The following is a 21,151-nucleotide window of genomic DNA, read 5'->3' on the forward strand; positions in this document are numbered from 1 at the left end:
TTACAGATGAATAACAATATATAGGGTCTAAAATAACACGAACTGGCACTCGACTCCACACCAGCACAAACAACCACTAAACAGGTAAATTAAAAGCGCATAACGCTACCCATAGTGAAAATGTAAGTAAATAACACCAACCATTCATCGTTGTTATGTTAACCTGCGCAGGATCGTTTTGACATAAAGGAATGACAATGAAAAACGCACCTAAATTTGCCATCGCCCTCATCGCCGCCGCGTGCGTCAGCAGCAGCGCTTTCGCCAGCGAAACCCCAAAACAGCAGCCGCTGGAAAAAGTGGCTCCGTACCCGCAGGCGGACAAAGGGATGAAGCGTCAGGTGATTCAGCTGCCGGTTCAGCAGGATGAAGCGAACTTTAAAGTGGAACTGTTAATTGGCAAGACGCTCGAAGTGGACTGCAACCAGCACCGTCTGGGCGGTCAGCTGGAAAGCAAAACCCTGGAAGGCTGGGGTTACGACTATTACGTCTTTGACAAAGTGACCTCTCCGGTTTCCACCATGATGGCCTGCCCGGACGGCAAGAAAGAGAAGAAATTTGTAACGGCGTATCTGGGCGACAACAGTCTGTTGCGCTACAACAGCAAGCTGCCGATCGTGGTCTATACGCCTGAAAACGTGGAAGTGAAGTATCGCGTGTGGAAGGCAGATGAGACTGTCGGACAAGCGGTAGTACGTTAAAAATAAGTCGGGTGGCGGCTTCGCCTTACCCGACCCGGAAAGGGTGCGCTCTGGTGCCCTCACCCCACCCCTCTCCCACTGGGAGAGGGAGAAAACACTAAAAACGGTAACGGATGTTACCGTTTTGCTTTTATCTTACAGCGCGATATCCGCAACCGGTTTGTTTTCCGGCTGAGGCTTCAGCTCCGCTTTTGGCGCCGCATCCGCAGCCTGTGGCTTGATGTACTGCAGCTGCAGTACGCGGCTGGTGTATTCCAGCTCCTGCTCCGTCGCGCTCACGTTGCCGTTCAGCTTCGTGCCGTAGGATGGAATAATGGTTTTCAGCTTCGCCTGCCATTCCGGGCTGGCGACTTTATCTTTAAACACTTTTTCCATCAGGTGCAGCATGATTGGCGCAGCGGTAGACGCGCCCGGCGACGCACCCAGCAGCGCGGCGATGGTGCCATCCTTATCGCTTACCACTTCGGTACCCAGACGCAGCACGCCGCCCTCTTTCGGATCGCGCTTGATGATCTGTACGCGCTGACCCGCCTGCCACAGACGCCAGTCTTCTTTCTTCGCCTGCGGATAGTACTCTTTCAGCGCCTCGAAACGGTCGTCGTCAGAGAGCATCACCTGGCTAATCAGGTATTTCACCAGGTCGAAGTTATCCAGACCCACGTCCATCATCGGCTTGACGTTAGAGGTGGTCGTGGCGCTGAGCAGATCCCACAGGGAGCCATTTTTCAGGAACTTGGTGGAGAAGGTCGCGAACGGCCCAAACAGCACCACGCGTTTGCCGTCAAGCATACGGGTGTCGATGTGCGGAACAGACATCGGCGGTGCGCCAACGGAAGCCTGGCCGTACACTTTTGCCAGATGACGATTCACCACTTCCGGGTTATCGGACACCAGGAACTGGCCGCCCACCGGGAAGCCCGCGTAGTCGTCCGCTTCCGGAATACCGGACTCCTGCAGCAGCTTCAGCGCCGCGCCGCCCGCACCGATAAAGACAAACTTCGCCTTGATGACGTGCTCGGCTTCGTTGTTTTTCAGATCGGCGACGGTCACGCTCCAGCTGTTATCCGCGTTGCGCTTGAAACCGCGTACTTCGGTGCTGAGCTGCAGGTTGAAGTTCTCTTTTTTCTTCAGAGACGTCACCAGCTGACGGGTAATTTCGCCGTAGTTAACGTCGGTACCAATTTCGGTACGGGTTGCCGCCACTTTCTGGTTCGGGTCACGACCTTCCATGACCAGCGGAGCCCACTCTTTAATCTGCGCGTGGTCTTCAGAGTATTTCATCCCGCGGAACAGCGTGCTCTGCTGCAGAGCGGCGTAGCGCGCGCGCAGGAAGTTAACGTTCTGCTCACCCCACACAAAGCTCATGTGCGGCACGGTGTTGATGAAGGAGTGCGGGTCGTGCATCACGCCGCTGTTGACCTGATGAGACCAGAACTGGCGAGAAACCTGGAATGCTTCGTTGATCTCTACCGCCTTCTCGATACTAATGGAACCGTCCTTTTTCTGCGGCGTATAGTTCAGTTCCATGAGTGCCGAATGTCCGGTACCGGCGTTATTCCATCCGTTCGAACTCTCCTGCGCCACGCCATCAAGGCGCTCGACCATGGTCATAGACCAGTCCGGCTGCAGTTCTTGCAGATAGGTTCCCAGCGTGGCGCTCATGATACCGCCACCAATTAAAAGGACGTCCGTTTCCTGCTCTTTTGGTGCGTCAGCTTTCGCCGCCATGGAGACGGTGTTAAGCCCCACGGCCAGAGAAAAGAGCATGGCAGTCATTTTTTTCATAATTTATGCCTTAGTGTAAAAGTGCTTGATGCGTGGAAATTGCAGGTGAAAAAAGCTGCGGGGGCACGGTAACAACTTTTAAATATTGTTTAAAGGTTACGAAATTATTGTAATTGTGAAATTTAATGATGGATTGTTTGTGAGGAATTATCGATGCGTCTGGTAAAGCGCGGTTTTACTGGCTAGTATGTTGCGTTTTGTGATCGCGCGCACGGAAGCCTGCCCTAACCAGCGAACTGTTATGTCCCTACCCCATTCTGCTGTATCCCCCGAAGACCGCGTAGCCAACGTGCTGCGTTCCCCAAAGCGGCTGACGCGTGAAACGCTGGCTGGCGTGATTACCGCCCTGGCGCTGATCCCCGAGGTTATCTCATTTTCGGTTGTGGCGGGCGTTGACCCGAAGGTCAGCCTGATCGCCTCCGTGGTGCTGTGTCTTGCCCTGTCTGTACTCGGGGGCCGTCCGGCGATGGTCACGGCAGCGGCCGGTTCCGTGGCGCTGGTCATTGGCCCGATGGTGCATCAGCACGGCGTACAGTACATACTTCCCGCCGTGCTGATGGCGGGCGTGATTCAGATTCTGTTTGGCGTGCTGGGCATGGCAAGGCTGATGCGCTTTATACCTCAGTCGGTCATGACCGGATTTGTTAACGCCCTGGGCATTTTGATCTTCTTCGCTCAGGTGCCGCATTTCTGGAGCCGAAGCCCGCTGATTGTGGGCCTGTTCGTCCTGACGCTGCTGATCGTGCTGTGGGTGCCGCGCTATATCAAAAGCATCCCTTCCCCGCTGATTGCGATTGTTGTGCTTACCTTGTTCACCGTTTCAACCGGTCAAATCCTGCCGACCGTGGGCGATGAAGGCTCCATGAGCGGCGGTTTGCCGGGTCTTACCGAGCTGCTGGTCCCGCTCAATGTGCAGACGCTGAGCATTATCTGGCCGTGCGCGCTGAGCATCGCGTTTGTCGGCCTGCTGGAATCCCTGCTGACGGCAAAGCTGGTGGATGAGCTGACCTCGACACCGTCAGGTAAACGCCGCGAAAGCATTGGACTAGGCGTCGGCAATATTCTGGCCGGATTTTATGGCGGGATTGCAGGCTGCGCGATGATCGGACAAACCATCGTCAACGTGGAGATGGGGAAAGGTCGAAGCCGCATTTCAACCTTTGCGGCGGGCATTGTGCTGCTGATCCTGGTGACGGCGCTCAGCGACGTGATGGCCAACATCCCGATGGCGGTGCTGGCAGGTATTATGGCGATTGTCGCCGTCAAAACCTTCAGCTGGCACAGCCTTCAGCCAGCCACGGTGAAAACGGCCCCGATAGCAGAAACGGTCGTCATGCTGGTCACCGTTGCCGCCACGGTATCAACCGGCAATCTGGCGATTGGCGTGCTGGGCGGGATTATCGTCATGGCACTCCTCCCCGCCCGCATTAAGCGTCGACTTAAAGCAGAAAAATCGTCGCCAGCCCAAGAAAAATAAAGAAACCGCCGGTATCGGTGATGGCGGTGATCATCACGCTCGACCCCACCGCGGGGTCGCGCCCCAGTTTGGTCATCGTCAGCGGGATAATGACCCCCATCATTGATGCCACCAGCAGGTTCAGCACCATCGCCAGCATCATCACGCCGCCCAGGGCCATATCGTCGTACAGCCACCAGGTGATGCCGCCCATAATCCCGCCCCACACCAGGCCGTTAATCAGCGCCACGCCCATCTCCCTGAAGATCAGAAAGGCAAAGTTACCGGGCTGAATGTTTTCCAGCGCCAGGGCGCGGACGATCATGGTGATGGTCTGGTTTCCGGTGTTGCCGCCAATTCCGGCCACAATCGGCATCAGCGAGGCCAGCGCCACCAGCTGCGAAATGGTGTGTTCAAAACCGTCGATCACCCGGGAGGCGATAAACGCGGTGCACAGGTTAATGGCCAGCCACGCCCAGCGCGTTTTCACCGCCTTGCCGACGGAGGCATGGACGTCATCTTCGGCGCTGATCCCTCCGAGCGCGCGCAGGTCGTTGTCGGTTTCTTCATAGACCACATCAACGATCTCATCGATGGTCAGACGCCCCATCAGTTTGCCGACGGAATCCACGACGGCGGCACTCACCAGGTCGTCACGCTCGAAGGTACGCGCCGCTTTCTCCGCGTCGTCCTCCGGAGAGAAGACCATCGGCTCGTTTTCCATCACCTCGCTCACCTTCCGCTGGGTGCTGTTGAGCAGGATGGTTTTCAGCTCAAGTTCGCCAAGCAGGGTTTTATCCCGGGAGGTAACAAACAGTTTATCGGTGTTGTCCGGCATTTTGCCCAGGCGACGCAGATAGCGCTGCACGGTACCGAGCGTCACGTCCGGGCGCACCGTGATAACGCCGAACTCCATGATCGCGCCGACGCTGTTTTTCTCGTAGTGCATCACCTGGCGCACGCGCGCGCGTTCATCGGCAGGCAGCGACGCCAGCAGGCGGCCGGTCAGGTTTCGCGGCAGGTGCTGAACGAGGTAAATCTGCTCGTCGATATCCAGGGTTTGCACCGCGTCGAGAATATCCCGGTCGCTCATCTCGTCGATCAGGTCGTCCCAGACGTTTTCGGAGGCCTCAAGCAGCACCTGCCCGCGCTCGTGATCCTGCACCAGACGCCACAGGGCGTGACGTTCTTCCGAGGGCAGCGCTTCAAGGGTATCCGCCAGATCCGGCGGGGGTAAATGAGCAACCAGCGCACCTACCTCAGCAATATCGTCGGCCAGGGTGCCGACATCATATTGCTCAGCCAGGGTGAGTTTGCCTAAAAGCGTAGAAGTGACCGCTTTATCGGTCGTGAGAAGCCAGATGAGTCGCGCGCGCTCCTGGTCACGCTGTCTGGCGCTGTTTTTCTTTAATACCGACATCAATCATAAATCCATTAAATGAGTTGGGGTTAAGCATAGCGCGGGGATATGTAAATAAGAATAAACAACGCGGCGGGATGGAGAAAAAAGCGGCATCGCGGCCACGATTTATCCCCTCTCCCAGTGGGAGAGGGCCAGGGTAAGGGCATCAGGCCGTGCGCGCTACCGCGTCACGCGAGGCCGCAACGCGCTCTTCACCGGTCAGCTCGCTCAGCTTGCCGTCACGCATCTCCAGCAGGCGGTCAGCATGAATGAAGTAGTGATCGTCGTGGCTGATGGCGAAAATGGTTTTGCCCATCTCCTGCATCAGCGGCAGCAGCACCTGATAAAACTCGCGGCGGAAATGCGGGTCCTGATCCGCAGCCCACTCGTCCAGCAGGATGATGTCACGCTCTTCCGCCAGCGCCAGCAGCAGCGCCACGCGCTTTTTCTGCCCTTTGGAAAGCTTCAGGTTGAGGATCTTCCCGTCCTGTAACGCCAGCTTGTGCGACATCTGCAGCTGCGCCAGCCATTTTTCCACCAGCGCAGGATTGGCCGGTTGCCCTTCCGGCCCCAGCAGCCGATCGAACAGCCAGACGTCGGTGAACACCGCCGAGAAAAGCTTGCGGTAATCCTCGGGCTTCTCCGCGCTCAGCGCCCTGCCGTCCAGCAAAATTTTGCCCGACTGCGGCTGATAGAGTCCGGTCAGCAGCATCGCCAGCGTAGATTTACCGCTGCCGTTGCCGCCGATGAGGAACAGCAGTTCACCGCGGCGGATCGTCAGGTTGACCGGCCCCACGGAGAAGGCGCTGTCCTGATAGCGGAACGTGACGTTACGCAGCTCCAGCGTCTGCCAGTTCGGGAAGGTCTGCGGGCGCGGGAATTCGGCTTTAAACGGCGCGAGATCGAATTTTTTGAGCTTATTAAAGGCCACCTGCGCACTCAGCAGGGTGGGCAACGCACCGACCGCCGAGAGCAGCGGCGTGCGTAAAAACAGCAGCGTCAGCGAGTAGGTTGCCGCGACGTTGGTGTCAGCCCAGCCCAGGCCGTTTGCCATCCAGAATACCAGGCCAATGGCACCCAGCATCATAATGTTTGACCAGTTCACGGCGCTCAGGTGGAAGGTGTCGGCGCGAATAATATGATGACGGTATTCGCGCGCGTCCGGGATATAGAGATGATTAAAAATATGCTCGGCGCGCTCGCGGTTCAGGGTGAGCTCTTTGCGCCCTTCCAGCACCGTCTGGTAATCGTTATAAAGTTTATCTTCGGTTTCGCGCAGCACCGCCATGTGTTTATAGACGCGCGACACCAGCATAAAGCCGCCCCAGATGGTAATGGCAATCCACAGGGCGGTCACCGCCAGCATTTTGCTGGAGAGCCAGGCGAGATAGGCAGCCGAGCCAAAGGTCAGAACGATCCCCTGCACCAGCTCCGGCAGCCGAACGAACGCGATGGTGATGGCGCGCACGTCGCTGGTCAGCCCCGCCAGCAGGGATGCGCTGCCGAGCTGCTCAACGCGCTCAACCTGGGTGTCCAGGATCCGCTTGATAAACTCACTGCGCAAACGGAAAACGAAATGGTGCCCGAGCGCGGTCAGCGCCAGCTGGGAACCGAGCGTAACCGCCATCAACAGGAGCAGCAGGCCGAGAAACTCCGGCAGAACGGAGAGCGAGGTATCGACCATTTCAATCAACCGCACGTTAATAAACGCGATCAGGCCAATACCCAGCGCGGCGCTGGCGAGGCTTAACGCCATTACTGCAATGAAGGGCCAGCGATACTGACGCCAGACGAGGAGAAGTAGTTGCATGCAGGCAATCCGGACAATAAAAATCAGCCAGCAGTGTAAACTGCCCTGCGTGTACATCAAGAATAATTCTTATTTTAGTTTACCGTGCCCCGCCTGACGAAAGGTCAGGTTATAACGGTACTCGCCCGTGAGCGGGTGAACCCCGGGCTTCAGCGGCTGAATGCCGTGATAATACAGCCGCGACTCCCTGCCCCACACCACCACATCGCCATGTTCCAGCATGATGCGCTTGAGCGGGTCGTTGCGGCGTAATCCCCCAAACTGGAAGACGGCAGGCAGACCTAACGATACCGAAACGATAGGCGCGCGCAGATCGGGTTCATCCTTGTCCTGATGCAGCGAGAGCTTCGCGCCAACGGCGTAGCGGTTGATCAGGCAGGCATCCGGCCGAAAGTCAGGATACTGCGCTGCCACGGCGGCCTCGTGGCAGAGAGACTGAAAAACCGCGGGCATCGGGGGCCACGGCTGGCCGGTAGCGGGATCGTTCGGGGCATACAGATAGCCCCGCTCGTTCGTCGCCCAGCCCAGTTCCCCGCAGTTGGCCATGGCCACCGACATGGTGTAGCCGCCCGGCGTCACCATATGGCGAAACGGCGAAACCGCCGTCACCTCGTCGATACCGGCAAGCAGCGCCGCCGCACGGGAGAGTGCAAAGCGGCGCAGGATCGCCGCTCCCGGCGCAAGCGGCTCCTGCCAGGGTTCAGCATCCGCAAAAAGATCGAGCATTATCCCTCCTGGCGTTTCGCCTCACGTTTCAGTAATCGCGCTTTTCGCGCTGTCCCCCAACGGTAACCCGACAGCGCGCCGTCGTTACGAACCACGCGATGACAGGGGATCACAATCGCCAGCGTGTTTGCCGCACAGGCACCGGCAACGGCGCGTACCGCACTGGGCTGGCCAATCGCCTGCGCCACCTGCTGGTAACTTGCCGTTTCGCCGCAGGGAATGTTGCGAAGGGCCTGCCAGACGCGCTGCTGGAACGCGGTTCCGCGAATATCCAGCGGCAGCGCAAGCGGTATGTCGCGATTATCAATACTGGCAATCACCTGCTGGACCCGCCGCGCGAAATCCTCTTCCATCGGCGCATGTGCTGCTTTTGGAAATTGCGCGGCAAGCTCTTCGGCTAATTCTTCATCGCTGTCACCCAGCAGGATCGCGCAGATCCCCCGCTCGCTTTCTGCCACCAGACAGCGTCCTAACGAACAGTCGCTGATGGCATAACGCACCGCCACATCCCCTTTGCGGTACTGCTTCGCCGTCATGCCCAGCGCATCGTTGGCTTTACGATAATAGCTGCTGCTGTCGGGAAACCCCGCTGCCAGCACGGCGTCGGTAATTTTGTCTCCCTGTGCAAGCGCGGTGCGCAGGCGCTGGCCTCGCGCCGCCTGCTGCCAGGCTTTTGGCGTCATGCCGGTCACGGACTTAAACAGACGGTGGAAATGGAAAGGGCTCATGGCGACCTGCTGCGCCAGCCCCTCAAGGGTCAGCGTGGGATCCTGCTCCAGAAGACGGCAGGCGTGTTCCACTTTCGCCAGCTTCTGCTCCTGCGGATCGCGTTTGTCCGGCATGCAGCGCTTGCACGGGCGAAACCCTGCCTGAACGGCATGGTGGGCATCGGGATAAAAGCGGACGTTTTTACGCAGCGCGTGGCGGGCACGGCATGACGGACGGCAGAAAATTCCCGTCGTCTGCACGGCGAAGACAAACCGCTCGTCAGCGCGCGGATCGCGGGCCAGCACGGCCTGCCAGCGATCCTCATCGGTAATAAAGGTCGGGTTTCTCATTATCGGCTCCTCATGTAAGCATACATAGAGCGTGCCTGAGCGCCAGTGATAAAAAACCCGCAACCTTGCTTTTTAATTTTTGTCGTGCACCAGGAAACTCTTGAACTGCGGCGAGCTCCAGGTTTTGAACCCGTCGCCCTCTTTGGTGATCATATAAACCGCCAGTCCTTCCTGGCGAACCACCTCTTTGGCTTTTTCCGGGCCGAGAACCATTAATCCGGTATCCCAGGCATCCGCTTCCAGCGCGGTGGGGGCGATGACCGTCACCGAGACCAGATTATGCGTGATGGGACGCCCGGTCTGCGGATCGATAACATGCGAAATACGCTTCCCGTCAAGCTCGTAATAGTTACGATAGCTTCCGGAAGTACTGATGCCGTGACCGTTGATATCCACTATCGCCTGCACCGCATTTTGCCGATCGGTCGGTTTTTGAATCGCTACGCGCCACGGCTTATCGCTGGCGTTCATCCCCCGGCTGACTAAAGCGCCGCCCACGGAGACCAGATAGCGGGAAATGCCTTCCTGGGCCATCAGCGCAGCAAGATGATCCGCCGCATAGCCTTCCCCAACCGTCGACAGATCGACAAACAGATCGGGGATATCTTTTTGCAGGTACTGTTGCCCGTACTGATTGATCACCGTCAGATGCTGCAGCCCTGTCCGGGCGCGGGCGTCATCAATGGCCGCCTGTTCAGGCGTGGTCACCGGCTGTTTGTTAGGGCCAAATCCCCAGAGGTTCACCAGAGGTCCGACGGTCACATCCATCGCCCCGTTGGTTTTGTAACCCACGCGTATGGATTCGGTCACGATATCGGCCATCGCTTCGCTCACCGGCCACAGGGAGGTACTGGTGGAGAGATTAAAGCGCATCAGCGCCGAGTCATTTTTATAGGTTGAGAGCAGCTGATCGTCGGCATCCAGCTGAGACTGGATTTTGCCGCGAAGTTCATCTGTGCGCGTTTTATCGAGGTTCATCACGCTGACGCGCCAGAAGGTGCCCATCGTTTTGCCTTCGAGCACCGTCGCGGCGGGTGCGTCGGTTTTCGCCACGGGAGTGGGATCGTTACACGCGGTCAGGAAAAAAAGCATAGCCAGAAAGCTGGCGCGTAAAAAAGTCATGTCCATTCATTATTATCCTCATGCCAGGGCGGCAAGAGTACACCAAAACGGGTGAGTTGTGAGAATCCGGGAAGCACAAAAAAGGGGCCATCAGGCCCCTTACGTCACACGGTGAAGCGATTAGAACTGGTAAACCAGGCCCAGCGCGACGATATCGTCAGTACCGATACCCGCCTGACGGGTGAATTCATTTTCATCAACAAGGTTGATTTTGTAATCCACGTAGGTAGACATGTTTTTGTTGAAGTAGTAAGTCGCACCAACATCAACATATTTCAGCAGATCCTGATCGCCGTAACCTTCGATGTCTTTCCCTTTAGACTGCAGGTAAGCCACGGATGGACGCAGGCCGAAGTCGAACTGGTACTGAGCAACCACTTCGAAGTTCTGCGCTTTGTTAGCGAAGCCGTAAGCGGTAGTCGGGCTGTCGCCGTTAGAGGTACCGAAACGGGTTGCGTTGTAGGTCTGGGAGTACTGCGCTGCCAGATAGATGTTGTTAGCATCGTATTTCAGGCCGCCAGAATAGACTTCTGCGTTATCGCCATGACCGTAAACGCTTGCGCCGTTCTGATCGGCGGTACGTTTGGAAGAGGACATTGCGCCGCCCACACTGAAACCTTCACCCAGGTTATAGGTTACGGATGCACCGTAGCCGTCGCCGTTCTGTTTCAGCAGGCTACGGCCACCTACGTTTTCACCGCTTACGCTGCCGTTTTTACCCTGATACTGCAGGGCAAAGTTCAGCCCATCCACCAGACCGAAGAAGTCCTGGTTACGGTAGGTCGCTACGCCGTTAGCACGGGACTGCAGGAAGTTGTCTGCGCCGTAGGTATCGCCACCAAATTCTGGCAGAACGTCAGTCCAGGAGGTTACGTCGTAGATTACGCCGTAGTTACGACCGTAATCGAAAGAACCCGCGTCACCGAATTTCAGACCCGCGAACGCCACACGCGTCCAGGCATCGTTTTCGCTTTCGGAGGTGTTGCCCTGGATCTGGTATTCCCACTGGCCGTAACCGGTCAGCTGATCGTTAACCTGAGTTTCGCCTTTGAAGCCAAGACGCATGTAGGTCTGGTCGCCGTCAGCACCCTTGTCGTCAGAGAAATAGTGCAGACCATCGACTTTGCCGTACAGATCTAATTTGTTGCCATCTTTGTTATAAATTTCGGCCGCATTTGCTGCGCCTGCCACCAGGAGTGCTGGTACCAGGAGGGACAGTACTTTAACTTTCATTTTATTAACCCTCTGTTATATGCCTTATAATTGCCACTGCTTACTGGTTAACCCTCATTAACCAGTCGGCAATTTCATTCTCCTCAAAATTACAGAATAATCCAATGCGAATATGATACGAAAACTTTGAAGATGTTTCATTTATCTATCAACATGTTTCAAAATGTAAATATCAAGGAACTTTTACAAAGCACAAATAGCTTAGAAAATTAGCACTTATAATCAAACGAAAAAATCACCCCATAAACATCAGTAAGTTACAATAAAATCCGTTACAGCACTGAATGACAAAACAAGATCGCAGCTAATCTCTAAAATAACTCTCGCTATCATCATTAACTTTATTTATTACCGTCATTCAGTTTTGAATGTCTGTTTATCCCTAATTGAACCGGATGCTTCGCATTCGGTTTTTTTTTACCTTTCTTTACGTAACTTCTCTTTTTTTGTGCTACCGCACCGTAATTGTAACGACTATTAACTAAATTCTCTTCGGGTATTCTTCGAAGTCCATAAATTGGTACAAGACTTAATTTCTTGTTAATTCGTGCTATTTATTGACGGCGTGGGTCGATTATTTGTACGCGCATGGCGAGTTTGTACATGTTTTCTGCACTCCCTGCCGCCGATATTGTCCGGAGAAAAAGTCGCCTCTTCCCGGACAGTCGCGCTGGAAATTCAGTTATTACCCTTTATACTGCCCTATCGCCACAGAGCACGACCATAACGGGTTAAAGATATCAATGAGTCAGACTGAAACTACCGCCCCGAGCAAATTCTCCCTTCTCCCCGGGAGCATCACCCGTTTCTTTCTTCTTTTGATCGTTGTGCTGTTAGTCACCATGGGGGTGATGGTACAAAGCGCGGTTAACGCCTGGCTGAAGGATAAGAGCTATCAGGTCGTGGATATCACCCACGCAGTGCACAAGCGCATAGACACCTGGCGCTACGCCACCTGGCAGATTTACGACAATATCGCGGCTGCCCCGACCTCCTCGTCCGGAGATGGACTTCAGGAGACGCGGCTTAAGCAGGATGTCTATTATCTCGAAAAACCGCAGCGTAAGACCGAGGCCCTTATCTTTGGCTCTCACGACAGCGCGACGCTTGAGATGACGCAGCGTATTTCGACCTATCTGGATACCCTCTGGGGTGCCGAAACGGTGCCGTGGTCGATGTACTATCTGAACGGTCAGGATAACAGCATGATCCTGATCTCTACGCTGCCGTTAAAAGATCTCTCGTCCGGCTTTAAAGAAACAACCGTGGGCAGCATCGTCGATTCCCGCCGGGCAGAGATGCTGCAGCAGGCGAACGCCCTTGATGAACGTGAGAGTTTCTCTTCCCTGCGTCGTCTGGCCTGGCAAAACGGCCATTATTTTACCCTGCGTACCACGTTCAACCAGCCCGGACATCTGGCGACGGTAGTGGCCTTCGATTTACCGATTAATGATTTAATCCCGCCGGACATGCCGCTCGACAGCTTCCGCCTGGAGCCAGACACCAGCACCCAGAACATGCGTGCGGCGTCTGACAAAGAGGCCGCAGAGAGCGTATCGATCTCCTTTAACGGCTCGAAAATCGAAATTGCCTCATCGCTGAACTCGACCGGTATGCGCCTGGTGTGGCAGGTACCGTTTGGCACGCTGTTGCTCGACACCCTGCAAAATATCCTGCTGCCTCTGCTGCTGAATATCGGTCTGCTGGCGCTGGCCCTGTTTGGCTACAGCACCTTCCGTTTCCAGACGGGTCGTCAGAGCGACGCCTCTGCGGTTCCGGCCGGCACCAGCAATGAGCTGCGCGTATTGCGTGCACTGAATGAAGAGATTGTTTCCGTGCTGCCGCTTGGGGTCCTGGTTCACGACCAGGAGGCGAATCGTACGGTGATGAGCAACAAAATTGCCGACCATCTGCTGCCGCATCTTAACCTGCAAAACATCACCACCATGGCGGATCAACACCAGGGGGTGATTCAGGCCACCATCAACAATGAACTGTACGAGATCCGTCAGTTCCGCAGCCAGGTGGCTCCCCGCACGCAAATCTTCATTATTCGCGACCAGGATCGCGAAGTGCTGGTCAATAAAAAGCTCAAGCAGGCGCAAAGGCTGTATGAGAAAAACCAGCAGGGGCGCGCCGCATTTATGCAGAACATTGGCGATGCCTTCAAGCAGCCGTTAAAAACGCTGGCGACCCAGGCGGCGGCGCTAAACACCTCTGAAAGCCACCAGCTTGCCTGCCAGGCCGATTCGCTGGTCAGAATGGTTGATGAGATCCAGCTGGCGAACATGCTGGAGAATGATTTCTGGAAGGGAACGCCATCCCTCTTCTCCATTCAGGATCTGATCGATGAAGTGGTGCCGGAAGTGCTGCCCGTCATCAAGCGCAAAGGGCTGCAGCTGCTGATCAATAACAATCTCCCTGCGAATGACGAACGCCACGGCGATCGCGAAGCGCTGCGCCGTATTCTGCTGATGATTATTCAGTACGCCGTGACCACCACGCAGATCGGCAAGATCACCCTTGAAGTCAGCACCGAGGAGTCGGCAGAAGACCGTCTGACGTTCCGCATCCTGGACACCGGGGAAGGCGTCACAACGAGTGAAATTGATAATCTGCACTTCCCGTTCCTGAATGACACGCAGAGCGATCGCTACGGCAAGGCCAATGCCCTGACCTTCTGGCTGTGCGATCAGCTGGCGCGTAAGCTCGGCGGCCACCTGAATATCAAAGCCCGTGAATCCCTCGGCACCCGCTATTCTCTGCACGTGAAAATGGCGGCCAATCCGCAGGAAGAAGATGAGGAACGTCTGCTGGATGACGTCGTGGTGATGGTCGACGTGACCTCGAACGAGATCCGCAATATTGTCGTTCGTCAGTTAGAAAACTGGGGAGCGGCCTGCATCACGCCGGATGAAAGACTTGCAAGTCAAGAATTTGATCTGTTTTTAACTGATAATCCGTCTAATCTTACTGCCTCCGGCTTGCTTTTAAGCGATGATGAGTCAGGCGTGCGGAAAATCGGCCCTGGCCAGCTGCGCGTCAACTTTAATATAAGCAATGCGATGCAGGAAGCTGTACTACAACTAATAGAAGAGCAGCTGGCGCAGGAAGAGATAACGGAGTCACCGTTAGGCGGCAATGAAAATGCCGAGCTTCACGCCAGCGGATACTATTCACTCTTTGTTGATACAGTACCAGATGATGTTAAGCGGTTGTATACTGAGTCCGCTGCGAATGATTTTGCAGCGCTGGCACAGACAGCACACCGGCTTAAAGGGGTGTTTGCCATGCTTAATCTGGTTCCCGGCAAGCAGTTATGTGAAACGCTGGAACATCTAATTCGTGAGAAAGATGCCTCTGGCATTGAAAAATACATCAGCGACATTGACGCCTACGTCAAAAGCTTGCTGTAGCAAGGTAGCCTTATACATGAACAATATGAACGTAATTATTGCCGATGACCATCCGATTGTACTGTTCGGTATTCGCAAATCACTTGAACAGATCGAGTGGGTGAATGTAGTCGGTGAATTTGAAGACTCTACAGCACTGATCAATAACCTCCCAAAGCTTGATGCGCACGTGCTCATTACCGATCTCTCCATGCCTGGGGACAAATACGGTGATGGGATCACGCTCATCAAATACATTAAGCGTCACTTCCCGGATATCTCGATCATTGTTCTGACCATGAACAACAACCCGGCGATCCTGAGCGCGGTGTTGGATCTGGACATCGAAGGGATTGTGCTGAAACAGGGCGCCCCGACCGATCTGCCAAAAGCGCTCGCTGCGCTGCAGAAAGGCAAGAAGTTCACGCCTGAGAGCGTCTCTCGTCTGCTGGAAAAAATCAGCGCGGGTGGCTACGGTGACAAACGCCTGTCCCCGAAAGAGAGTGAAGTTCTGCGCCTGTTCGCAGAAGGTTTCCTGGTAACCGAGATTGCCAAGAAGCTGAACCGCAGCATTAAAACCATCAGCAGCCAGAAGAAATCAGCGATGATGAAGCTGGGCGTGGACAACGATATTGCTCTGCTGAACTATCTCTCCTCCGTTACGCTGAGCGCAACGGACAAGGATTGATCCCGGACGGGTGTGCGGCCTGATGCCCTCACCCCGTCCCTCTCCCACGGGGAGAGGGTGAAAAAACGAAAAGGCCCTTACGGGCCTTTTTTATATTCTGGTTTTTCTCACGCGATCCGCGTAAATCGACAACGTCTGCTTCAGCACGTCCAGCGTCACCGGTTTCGACAGACAGCTGTCCATGCCTGACTCCAGACAACGCTGTTTCTCTTCCGCCAGCGCGTTCGCCGTTACGCCCACTACCGGCAGCGTCAGGCCAAGCTGTCGGATGCGCTGCGTCAGACGGTAGCCGTCCATGTTTGGCATGTTGACGTCGCTAAGCACGATATCAATATGATTTTTACTCAGCACATTCAGCGCATCCACACCGTCATTGGCGGTTTTGCACTGGTAGCCCAGCGATCCAAGCTGGTCAGCCAGCAGGCGACGGTTAATCGGATGGTCATCCACCACCAGAATCATCATATCGTCATTCACCGACGCCAGAGACTCCGGTGACGGCAATCCGCCCGCGCCGTCGCGCTCTTCCAGCTCCACTTTGTAGATGCGCGCCAGCAGGCTCAACAGTTCGTGCGGCGTTGCAACACTGTGTACCCATTCCCCGGGCGCACGCTCGACAGGAATGCCGATGTGGCGACGGCAGAAGAGCACCGACCCTCTCCCCTGCCACGGCTGCTCCGGCATCTCGTCGGCGATCAGCACATCGTCCACATCCGGCGTTTGACCTTCATAGAGACACACCCTCACGCCGCTGTGGGCAAGCAGTGCCGTCAGGTAGTCATTCAGCGAGGCGTTATGCACCGCCAGCCAGCAGCGCTTGTCGCTCAGCCCGTCCACCGTCGCTTTTGCCGGATACTGCGCCGAATAGAGCGGAATACGGATGGTGAACTGGCTGCCCATGCCGGGCTCGGTATCCACAGAGATATCGCCGTCCATCATGCTGACGAGCTTCTCACAAATCGCCAGCCCCAGTCCGGTGCCCTGGAAGTTACGCTGCACGCCGGTCCCGACCTGGAAGAACGGGTCGAACAGGCGGACCACTTCCTTCGCCGGGATGCCGACGCCCGTGTCGCGCACGCGAATGCTCAGGTAATCCCCCGCCCGGCAGACGTGCAACACGATACAGCCAACGTCGGTGAATTTGATGGCGTTGCTGAGCAGGTTAGAAATGACCTGCTGCAGGCGCATCGGATCGCCGTGCAGCGTCAGCGGCACGTCAGGTTCAATAAAGCAGTAGAGCCCCAGCTGTTTACGCACCACCAGCGGCAGATAGTTGGCGCTGATGTGGTTCATCACCTCGCGCGGCGAGAACTCCCGCGGTTCGATTTTCAGCTGCTCAGACTCAATTTTAGAGAAGTCGAGAATATCGCTGATGATTTTCAGCAGCAGGCTGGAGGAGTTGTTCATTGCCGTCACCAGCCTGTCGACCCCTTTCGGCAACTCTTTGGTCTGCAGCAGGTCGAGGTTACCGATGATCCCGTACAGCGGCGTTCGCAGCTCGTGGCTGACGGTGGCAAGGAACATGGATTTCGACTGGCTGGCCTGCTCCGCGGCCTGCGCCATCTCCTGCAACGACTCTTCCATCTTCACGCGCGCGGAGACATCCACCAGCACGCAAATCGCCACGTTTTCATTGCGATAGCGGGAATGCACAAAGCTGATCTGCAGGTTGGTGTGCGTGCTGGTGAGCACGTCGACAAAGTTAACCTGCTGACCGCAGATAATTTGCGTCAGCCTCTGGCGGTCCTCGTGCGTCAGCATGTTCAGGTAGTTATGCGCCAGCTCGTTACTCAGGATGTTGGTTCCGTCCTGGGTACGCAGAATACAGATCCCCACCGGCGCCGACGCGACAATCTTCCGGTTAAACTGCTCGTGTTCCTCCAGCCGCTGGGCGTCGCTTTCGGCCGGAATAAAGATTTTCCGCTCATACATGCGCGCCAGGGTAAACAGCGCCCCGCCCGCGATCAGGTTCAGCAGAATCGCATTCATGATGAGAATACGTATCCGCTCAAGCACCATATCCACCGGCAGCGAATAGACAATACTCAGCGACGAAGGCGGCAGGCTCTTCTTCAGCACCAGCTCGCGGAAGCCAGAGGTATAGCCAAACCACGACCGCTCCTGCATCCAGTGAGGTTCAACGTTTAACCGGTTATCCGGCCCGGCGAGTGAGATCAGCTGATGGCCGTTTTCATCCAGAATGGTCACCCCCATAGGCAGGCTGCCCGGAGTGAAAAAGTTTTCCATGCGAATGGTCTGCTCAATCCCCAGCAGCGCCTGCAGGCGATTGCCCAGATACACCGGCGTCAGGGCGTAGAAATAGCCCACGCCCGGTCGCGGGCCCTGGCTAACCCAGAAGATGTTATTCCCGCGCTCGTCCTGCGGCGCATTGCGGTATTTCACAATTCGTTCATGCAGGCTTTTCAGCGCATCGTCACGCTCAACGGGCACGTCGCGCAGGCCAAAGTCAGCCATGCAGAGATTTTCACTGCCAATCAGGAAGACGCGGTTCAGGTCATAGGCGGCGGAGAAATTGTCGCGCCAGTAGCGCATAAACCAGGCAAGGGATTCCAGCGACCCGCGCCAGGTATTGCTCATGGTGGAGCAATCGGAATCCGGGAACAGCGGCTGGAAGTCCGGGACTTCGGTTTTATCGTTACGCCCGCGAAGCGCAAGAATGCCGTTTTCCGCCGTCAGACGATTTTCGGCAATATACTTCAGCTCCTTCATCACGTCAGACGTTCGCTGAATGTAGCGCTGGGCCTGGTCGGAGCTTAAGTTAAACTCCTGGCGGATCTCCGCTTCTTTCTGGTGTAGCGCGTTAACGATGTAAAACACCGAGAACAAGGCCACCAGCAGCCAAAGCAAGAGCGCCAGCGCCCGAAACAGATAGCGAGAAACTTTCAGCGTAGTACGAAAGGAGACGAGGTATTTCAAGGGGGCGAGGCTCCGCCGTCGGGGTCAAAAGAATGTGGTTAAGGTAGCGGTAAACGCGCCAGGTCGCAACGTTGACTTATCTGCTTGTGCAAAAGAAAAGGGCCGGAATCCGGCCCTTTTTTGCATCAGGAGACATTACTCGTCAGCGTCATCCGCTACATCATCGTCAGTGTCGGTTTCCGGCGCGATATCATCATCGCCTTCCGCAACGCTACCGTCGATGGAATCGAGCTCTTCGTCATCCACCGGCTCAGCAACGCGCTGCAGACCCACCACGTTTTCATCTTCCGCTGTACGGATGAGGATCACGCCCTGGGTGTTACGCCCCACCACGCTGATCTCAGAGACGCGGGTACGCACCAGCGTACCGGCATCGGTGATCATCATGATCTGGTCGGCATCGTCTACCTGCACCGCGCCCACAACGGAACCGTTGCGCTCGGTCACTTTGATAGAGATAACGCCCTGCGTGCCGCGAGACTTGGTTGGGTATTCCCCTTCCGCCGTACGTTTACCGTAACCATTCTGCGTCACGGTCAGGATAGCCCCTTCACCGCGCGGAATAATCAGAGAAACAACGCTGTCTTCGCCAGCCAGTTTGATACCACGAACGCCCGTAGCGGTACGACCCATTGCACGAACGGCGTTCTCTTTAAAGCGCACCACTTTACCGGCCGCAGAGAAAAGCATCACTTCATCAGAACCGGAGGTCAGATCCACACCGATCAGCTCGTCGCCTTCGTTCAGGTTCACCGCGATGATCCCGGCGGAACGTGGGCGGCTGAACTCGGTCAGCGCGGTTTTCTTCACGGTACCGCTGGCGGTCGCCATAAAGACGTTCACGCCCTCTTCGTACTCGCGTACCGGCAGGATGGCGGTGATACGTTCATTCGCTTCCAGCGGCAGCAGGTTAACGATTGGACGGCCACGCGCGCCACGGCTCGCTTCCGGCAGCTGATAGACTTTCATCCAGTACAGACGACCGCGGCTGGAGAAGCAGAGGATCGTGTCATGGGTGTTCGCCACCAGCAGGCGGTCAATAAAGTCTTCTTCTTTAATGCGTGCCGCAGATTTACCTTTACCGCCACGACGCTGTGCTTCGTAGTCGGTCAGCGGCTGATACTTCACATAGCCCTGGTGAGACAGGGTGACCACCACGTCTTCGCGGTTGATCAGATCTTCAATGTTGATATCAGAGCTGTTCGCGGTGATTTCGGTGCGGCGCGCATCGCCGAACTGATCGCGGACCAGCTCCAGCTCTTCACGGATCACTTCCATCAGACGCTCTGCGCTGCCCAGGATATGCAGCAGTTCAGCAATCTGTTCCAGCAGCTCTTTGTATTCGTCGAGCAGTTTCTCGTGCTCAAGGCCGGTCAGTTTCTGCAGACGCAGATCCAGAATCGCCTGAGCCTGCTGTTCAGTCAGGTAATACTGACCGTCACGCACGCCGAACTCAGGTTCCAGCCACTCAGGACGCGCTGCGTCATCGCCCGCACGTTCCAGCATCGCGGCGACGTTACCCAGATCCCACGGACGGGAAATCAGGGCGGCTTTCGCCTCCGCCGGGGTTGGCGCACGACGGATCAGTTCGATGATCGGGTCGATGTTGGCCAGCGCAACCGCCAGCGCTTCAAGGATGTGCGCACGGTCGCGCGCTTTGCGCAGTTCGAAGATGGTACGACGGGTCACCACTTCACGGCGGTGACGCACGAACGCGCTCAGGATCTCTTTCAGGTTCATGATCTTCGGCTGACCATGGTGCAGCGCAACCATGTTGATACCGAAGGAAACCTGAAGCTGAGTCTGGGAGTACAGGTTGTTCAGCACAACCTCACCCACCGCGTCGCGTTTGATCTCAATCACAATGCGCATACCGTCTTTGTCAGACTCGTCACGCAGCGCGCTGATGCCTTCAACGCGTTTTTCTTTTACCAGCTCGGCGATTTTTTCAATCAGACGCGCTTTGTTCACCTGATACGGGATCTCGTGAACAATGATGGTTTCACGGCCGGTTTTAGCGTCCGCTTCCACTTCGGCGCGGGCACGGATGTAAATCTTGCCGCGGCCGGTGCGGTACGCTTCTTCAATACCGCGACGACCGTTGATGATCGCCGCCGTCGGGAAGTCCGGACCCGGGATGTGTTCCATCAGCCCTTCAATGCTGATGTCTTCATCGTCGATATAGGCCAGGCAGCCGTTGATCACTTCGGTGATATTGTGCGGCGGAATGTTGGTTGCCATACCGACCGCGATACCGGACGAACCGTTAACCAGCAGGTTCGGGATCTTGGTTGGCATCACATCTGGGATGCGCTCGGTGCCGTCGTAGTTATCGACGAAATCAACGGTCTCTTTTTCCAGGTCGGCCATCAGCTCATGAGCGATTTTCGACATACGGATTTCCGTATAACGCATCGCCGCAGCGGAGTCGCCGTCGACTGAACCAAAGTTACCCTGACCATCTACCAGCATGTAACGCAAGGAGAATGGCTGCGCCATACGAACGATGGTGTCATACACGGCGGTATCACCATGCGGGTGATATTTACCGATGACGTCACCGACGACGCGGGCAGATTTTTTATAGGCTTTATTCCAGTCATTGCCCAATACGTTCATGGCGTATAGTACGCGACGGTGTACCGGCTTAAGGCCATCGCGGACGTCCGGCAGCGCACGGCCAACAATGACCGACATCGCATAGTCCAGATAGGAGCTCTTCAGCTCTTCCTCGATGTTAACCGGTGTAATTTCTCTCGCAAGGTCGCTCATCTAACCGCTATCCCTCTACTGTATCCCGGATTCAAAGGTCGCAAATTATAACACAGCCGAGGTGAT

The 21,151-nt window shown here is 55.9% G+C and carries 13 protein-coding genes; 4 read left to right on the plus strand and 9 right to left on the minus strand.

Going from position 1 to position 21,151, the window contains the following annotated elements; genetic code table 11:
* Positions 1 to 197: 197 nt before the first annotated feature.
* Positions 198 to 701: a serine protease inhibitor ecotin gene (gene eco, locus NWV12_RS15100; RefSeq protein WP_048980010.1), complete on the plus strand. Its 504-nt coding sequence runs from the start codon at positions 198 to 200 to the stop codon at positions 699 to 701.
* A gap of 135 nt (positions 702 to 836) precedes the next feature.
* Here eco and mqo read toward each other — a convergent pair whose 3' ends face one another.
* Entirely contained in the window at positions 837 to 2,486 is a 1,650-nt protein-coding gene (mqo, locus tag NWV12_RS15105) for a malate dehydrogenase (quinone) (protein WP_032646585.1), read from the minus strand.
* 187 nt (positions 2,487 to 2,673) lie between these two features.
* Between mqo and NWV12_RS15110 the strand changes: the two genes are divergently transcribed.
* Complete coding sequence (locus NWV12_RS15110) at positions 2,674 to 3,963, plus strand: SulP family inorganic anion transporter (RefSeq protein ID WP_048980011.1); 1,290 nt, start codon at positions 2,674 to 2,676, stop codon at positions 3,961 to 3,963.
* Here NWV12_RS15110 and mgtE read toward each other — a convergent pair.
* The 6 genes from mgtE to NWV12_RS15140 all read right to left on the minus strand — a co-directional run bounded on the left by mgtE (position 3,926) and on the right by NWV12_RS15140 (position 11,293).
* Complete coding sequence (gene mgtE / locus NWV12_RS15115; RefSeq protein WP_032659110.1) at positions 3,926 to 5,362, minus strand: magnesium transporter; 1,437 nt, start codon at positions 5,360 to 5,362, stop codon at positions 3,926 to 3,928. The genes NWV12_RS15110 and mgtE overlap by 38 nt on opposite strands.
* A 148-nt stretch (positions 5,363 to 5,510) precedes the next feature.
* Complete coding sequence (locus tag NWV12_RS15120) at positions 5,511 to 7,154, minus strand: multidrug ABC transporter permease/ATP-binding protein (protein ID WP_048980100.1); 1,644 nt, start codon at positions 7,152 to 7,154, stop codon at positions 5,511 to 5,513.
* Between the two features lie 69 nt (positions 7,155 to 7,223).
* Positions 7,224 to 7,880 (minus strand): DNA oxidative demethylase AlkB, encoded by a 657-nt coding sequence (alkB, locus tag NWV12_RS15125; protein ID WP_048980013.1) that lies wholly within the window; start codon positions 7,878 to 7,880, stop codon positions 7,224 to 7,226.
* Positions 7,880 to 8,938: a bifunctional DNA-binding transcriptional regulator/O6-methylguanine-DNA methyltransferase Ada gene (gene ada, locus NWV12_RS15130; protein ID WP_048980017.1), complete on the minus strand. Its 1,059-nt coding sequence runs from the start codon at positions 8,936 to 8,938 to the stop codon at positions 7,880 to 7,882. The genes alkB and ada overlap by 1 nt, the downstream gene beginning before the upstream one ends.
* A gap of 72 nt (positions 8,939 to 9,010) precedes the next feature.
* Entirely contained in the window at positions 9,011 to 10,066 is a 1,056-nt protein-coding gene (apbE, locus tag NWV12_RS15135) for an FAD:protein FMN transferase ApbE (RefSeq protein WP_047060576.1), read from the minus strand.
* Positions 10,067 to 10,180: 114 nt separating this feature from the next.
* The gene (locus tag NWV12_RS15140; protein WP_033146057.1) at positions 10,181 to 11,293 is read right to left on the minus strand and encodes a porin OmpC; all 1,113 of its coding nucleotides are present in this window, start codon (positions 11,291 to 11,293) and stop codon (positions 10,181 to 10,183) included.
* A gap of 743 nt (positions 11,294 to 12,036) precedes the next feature.
* Here NWV12_RS15140 and rcsD point away from each other — a divergent pair.
* The gene (rcsD, locus tag NWV12_RS15145) at positions 12,037 to 14,709 is read left to right on the plus strand and encodes a phosphotransferase RcsD (RefSeq protein ID WP_048980019.1); all 2,673 of its coding nucleotides are present in this window, start codon (positions 12,037 to 12,039) and stop codon (positions 14,707 to 14,709) included.
* 16 nt (positions 14,710 to 14,725) lie between these two features.
* Positions 14,726 to 15,376, plus strand: a complete 651-nt coding sequence (rcsB, locus tag NWV12_RS15150) for a response regulator transcription factor RcsB (RefSeq protein ID WP_003859405.1) — start codon at positions 14,726 to 14,728, stop codon at positions 15,374 to 15,376.
* Positions 15,377 to 15,466: 90 nt separating this feature from the next.
* Here the strand turns inward: rcsB and rcsC are convergent, their stop codons facing one another.
* Together rcsC and gyrA are read right to left on the minus strand one after the other, a co-directional pair.
* Complete coding sequence (rcsC, locus tag NWV12_RS15155; protein WP_039263203.1) at positions 15,467 to 18,313, minus strand: two-component system sensor histidine kinase RcsC; 2,847 nt, start codon at positions 18,311 to 18,313, stop codon at positions 15,467 to 15,469.
* Positions 18,314 to 18,448: 135 nt separating this feature from the next.
* Positions 18,449 to 21,085 carry a DNA topoisomerase (ATP-hydrolyzing) subunit A gene (gene gyrA / locus NWV12_RS15160; protein ID WP_048980023.1) on the minus strand — a complete coding sequence of 879 codons (2,637 nt, stop codon included), beginning with the start codon at positions 21,083 to 21,085 and terminating at the stop codon, positions 18,449 to 18,451.
* Positions 21,086 to 21,151 lie beyond the last annotated feature (66 nt).

It is taken from the genome of Enterobacter sp. Crenshaw, assembly GCF_024734705.1.
Taxonomy (GTDB): domain Bacteria; phylum Pseudomonadota; class Gammaproteobacteria; order Enterobacterales; family Enterobacteriaceae; genus Enterobacter; species Enterobacter asburiae_B.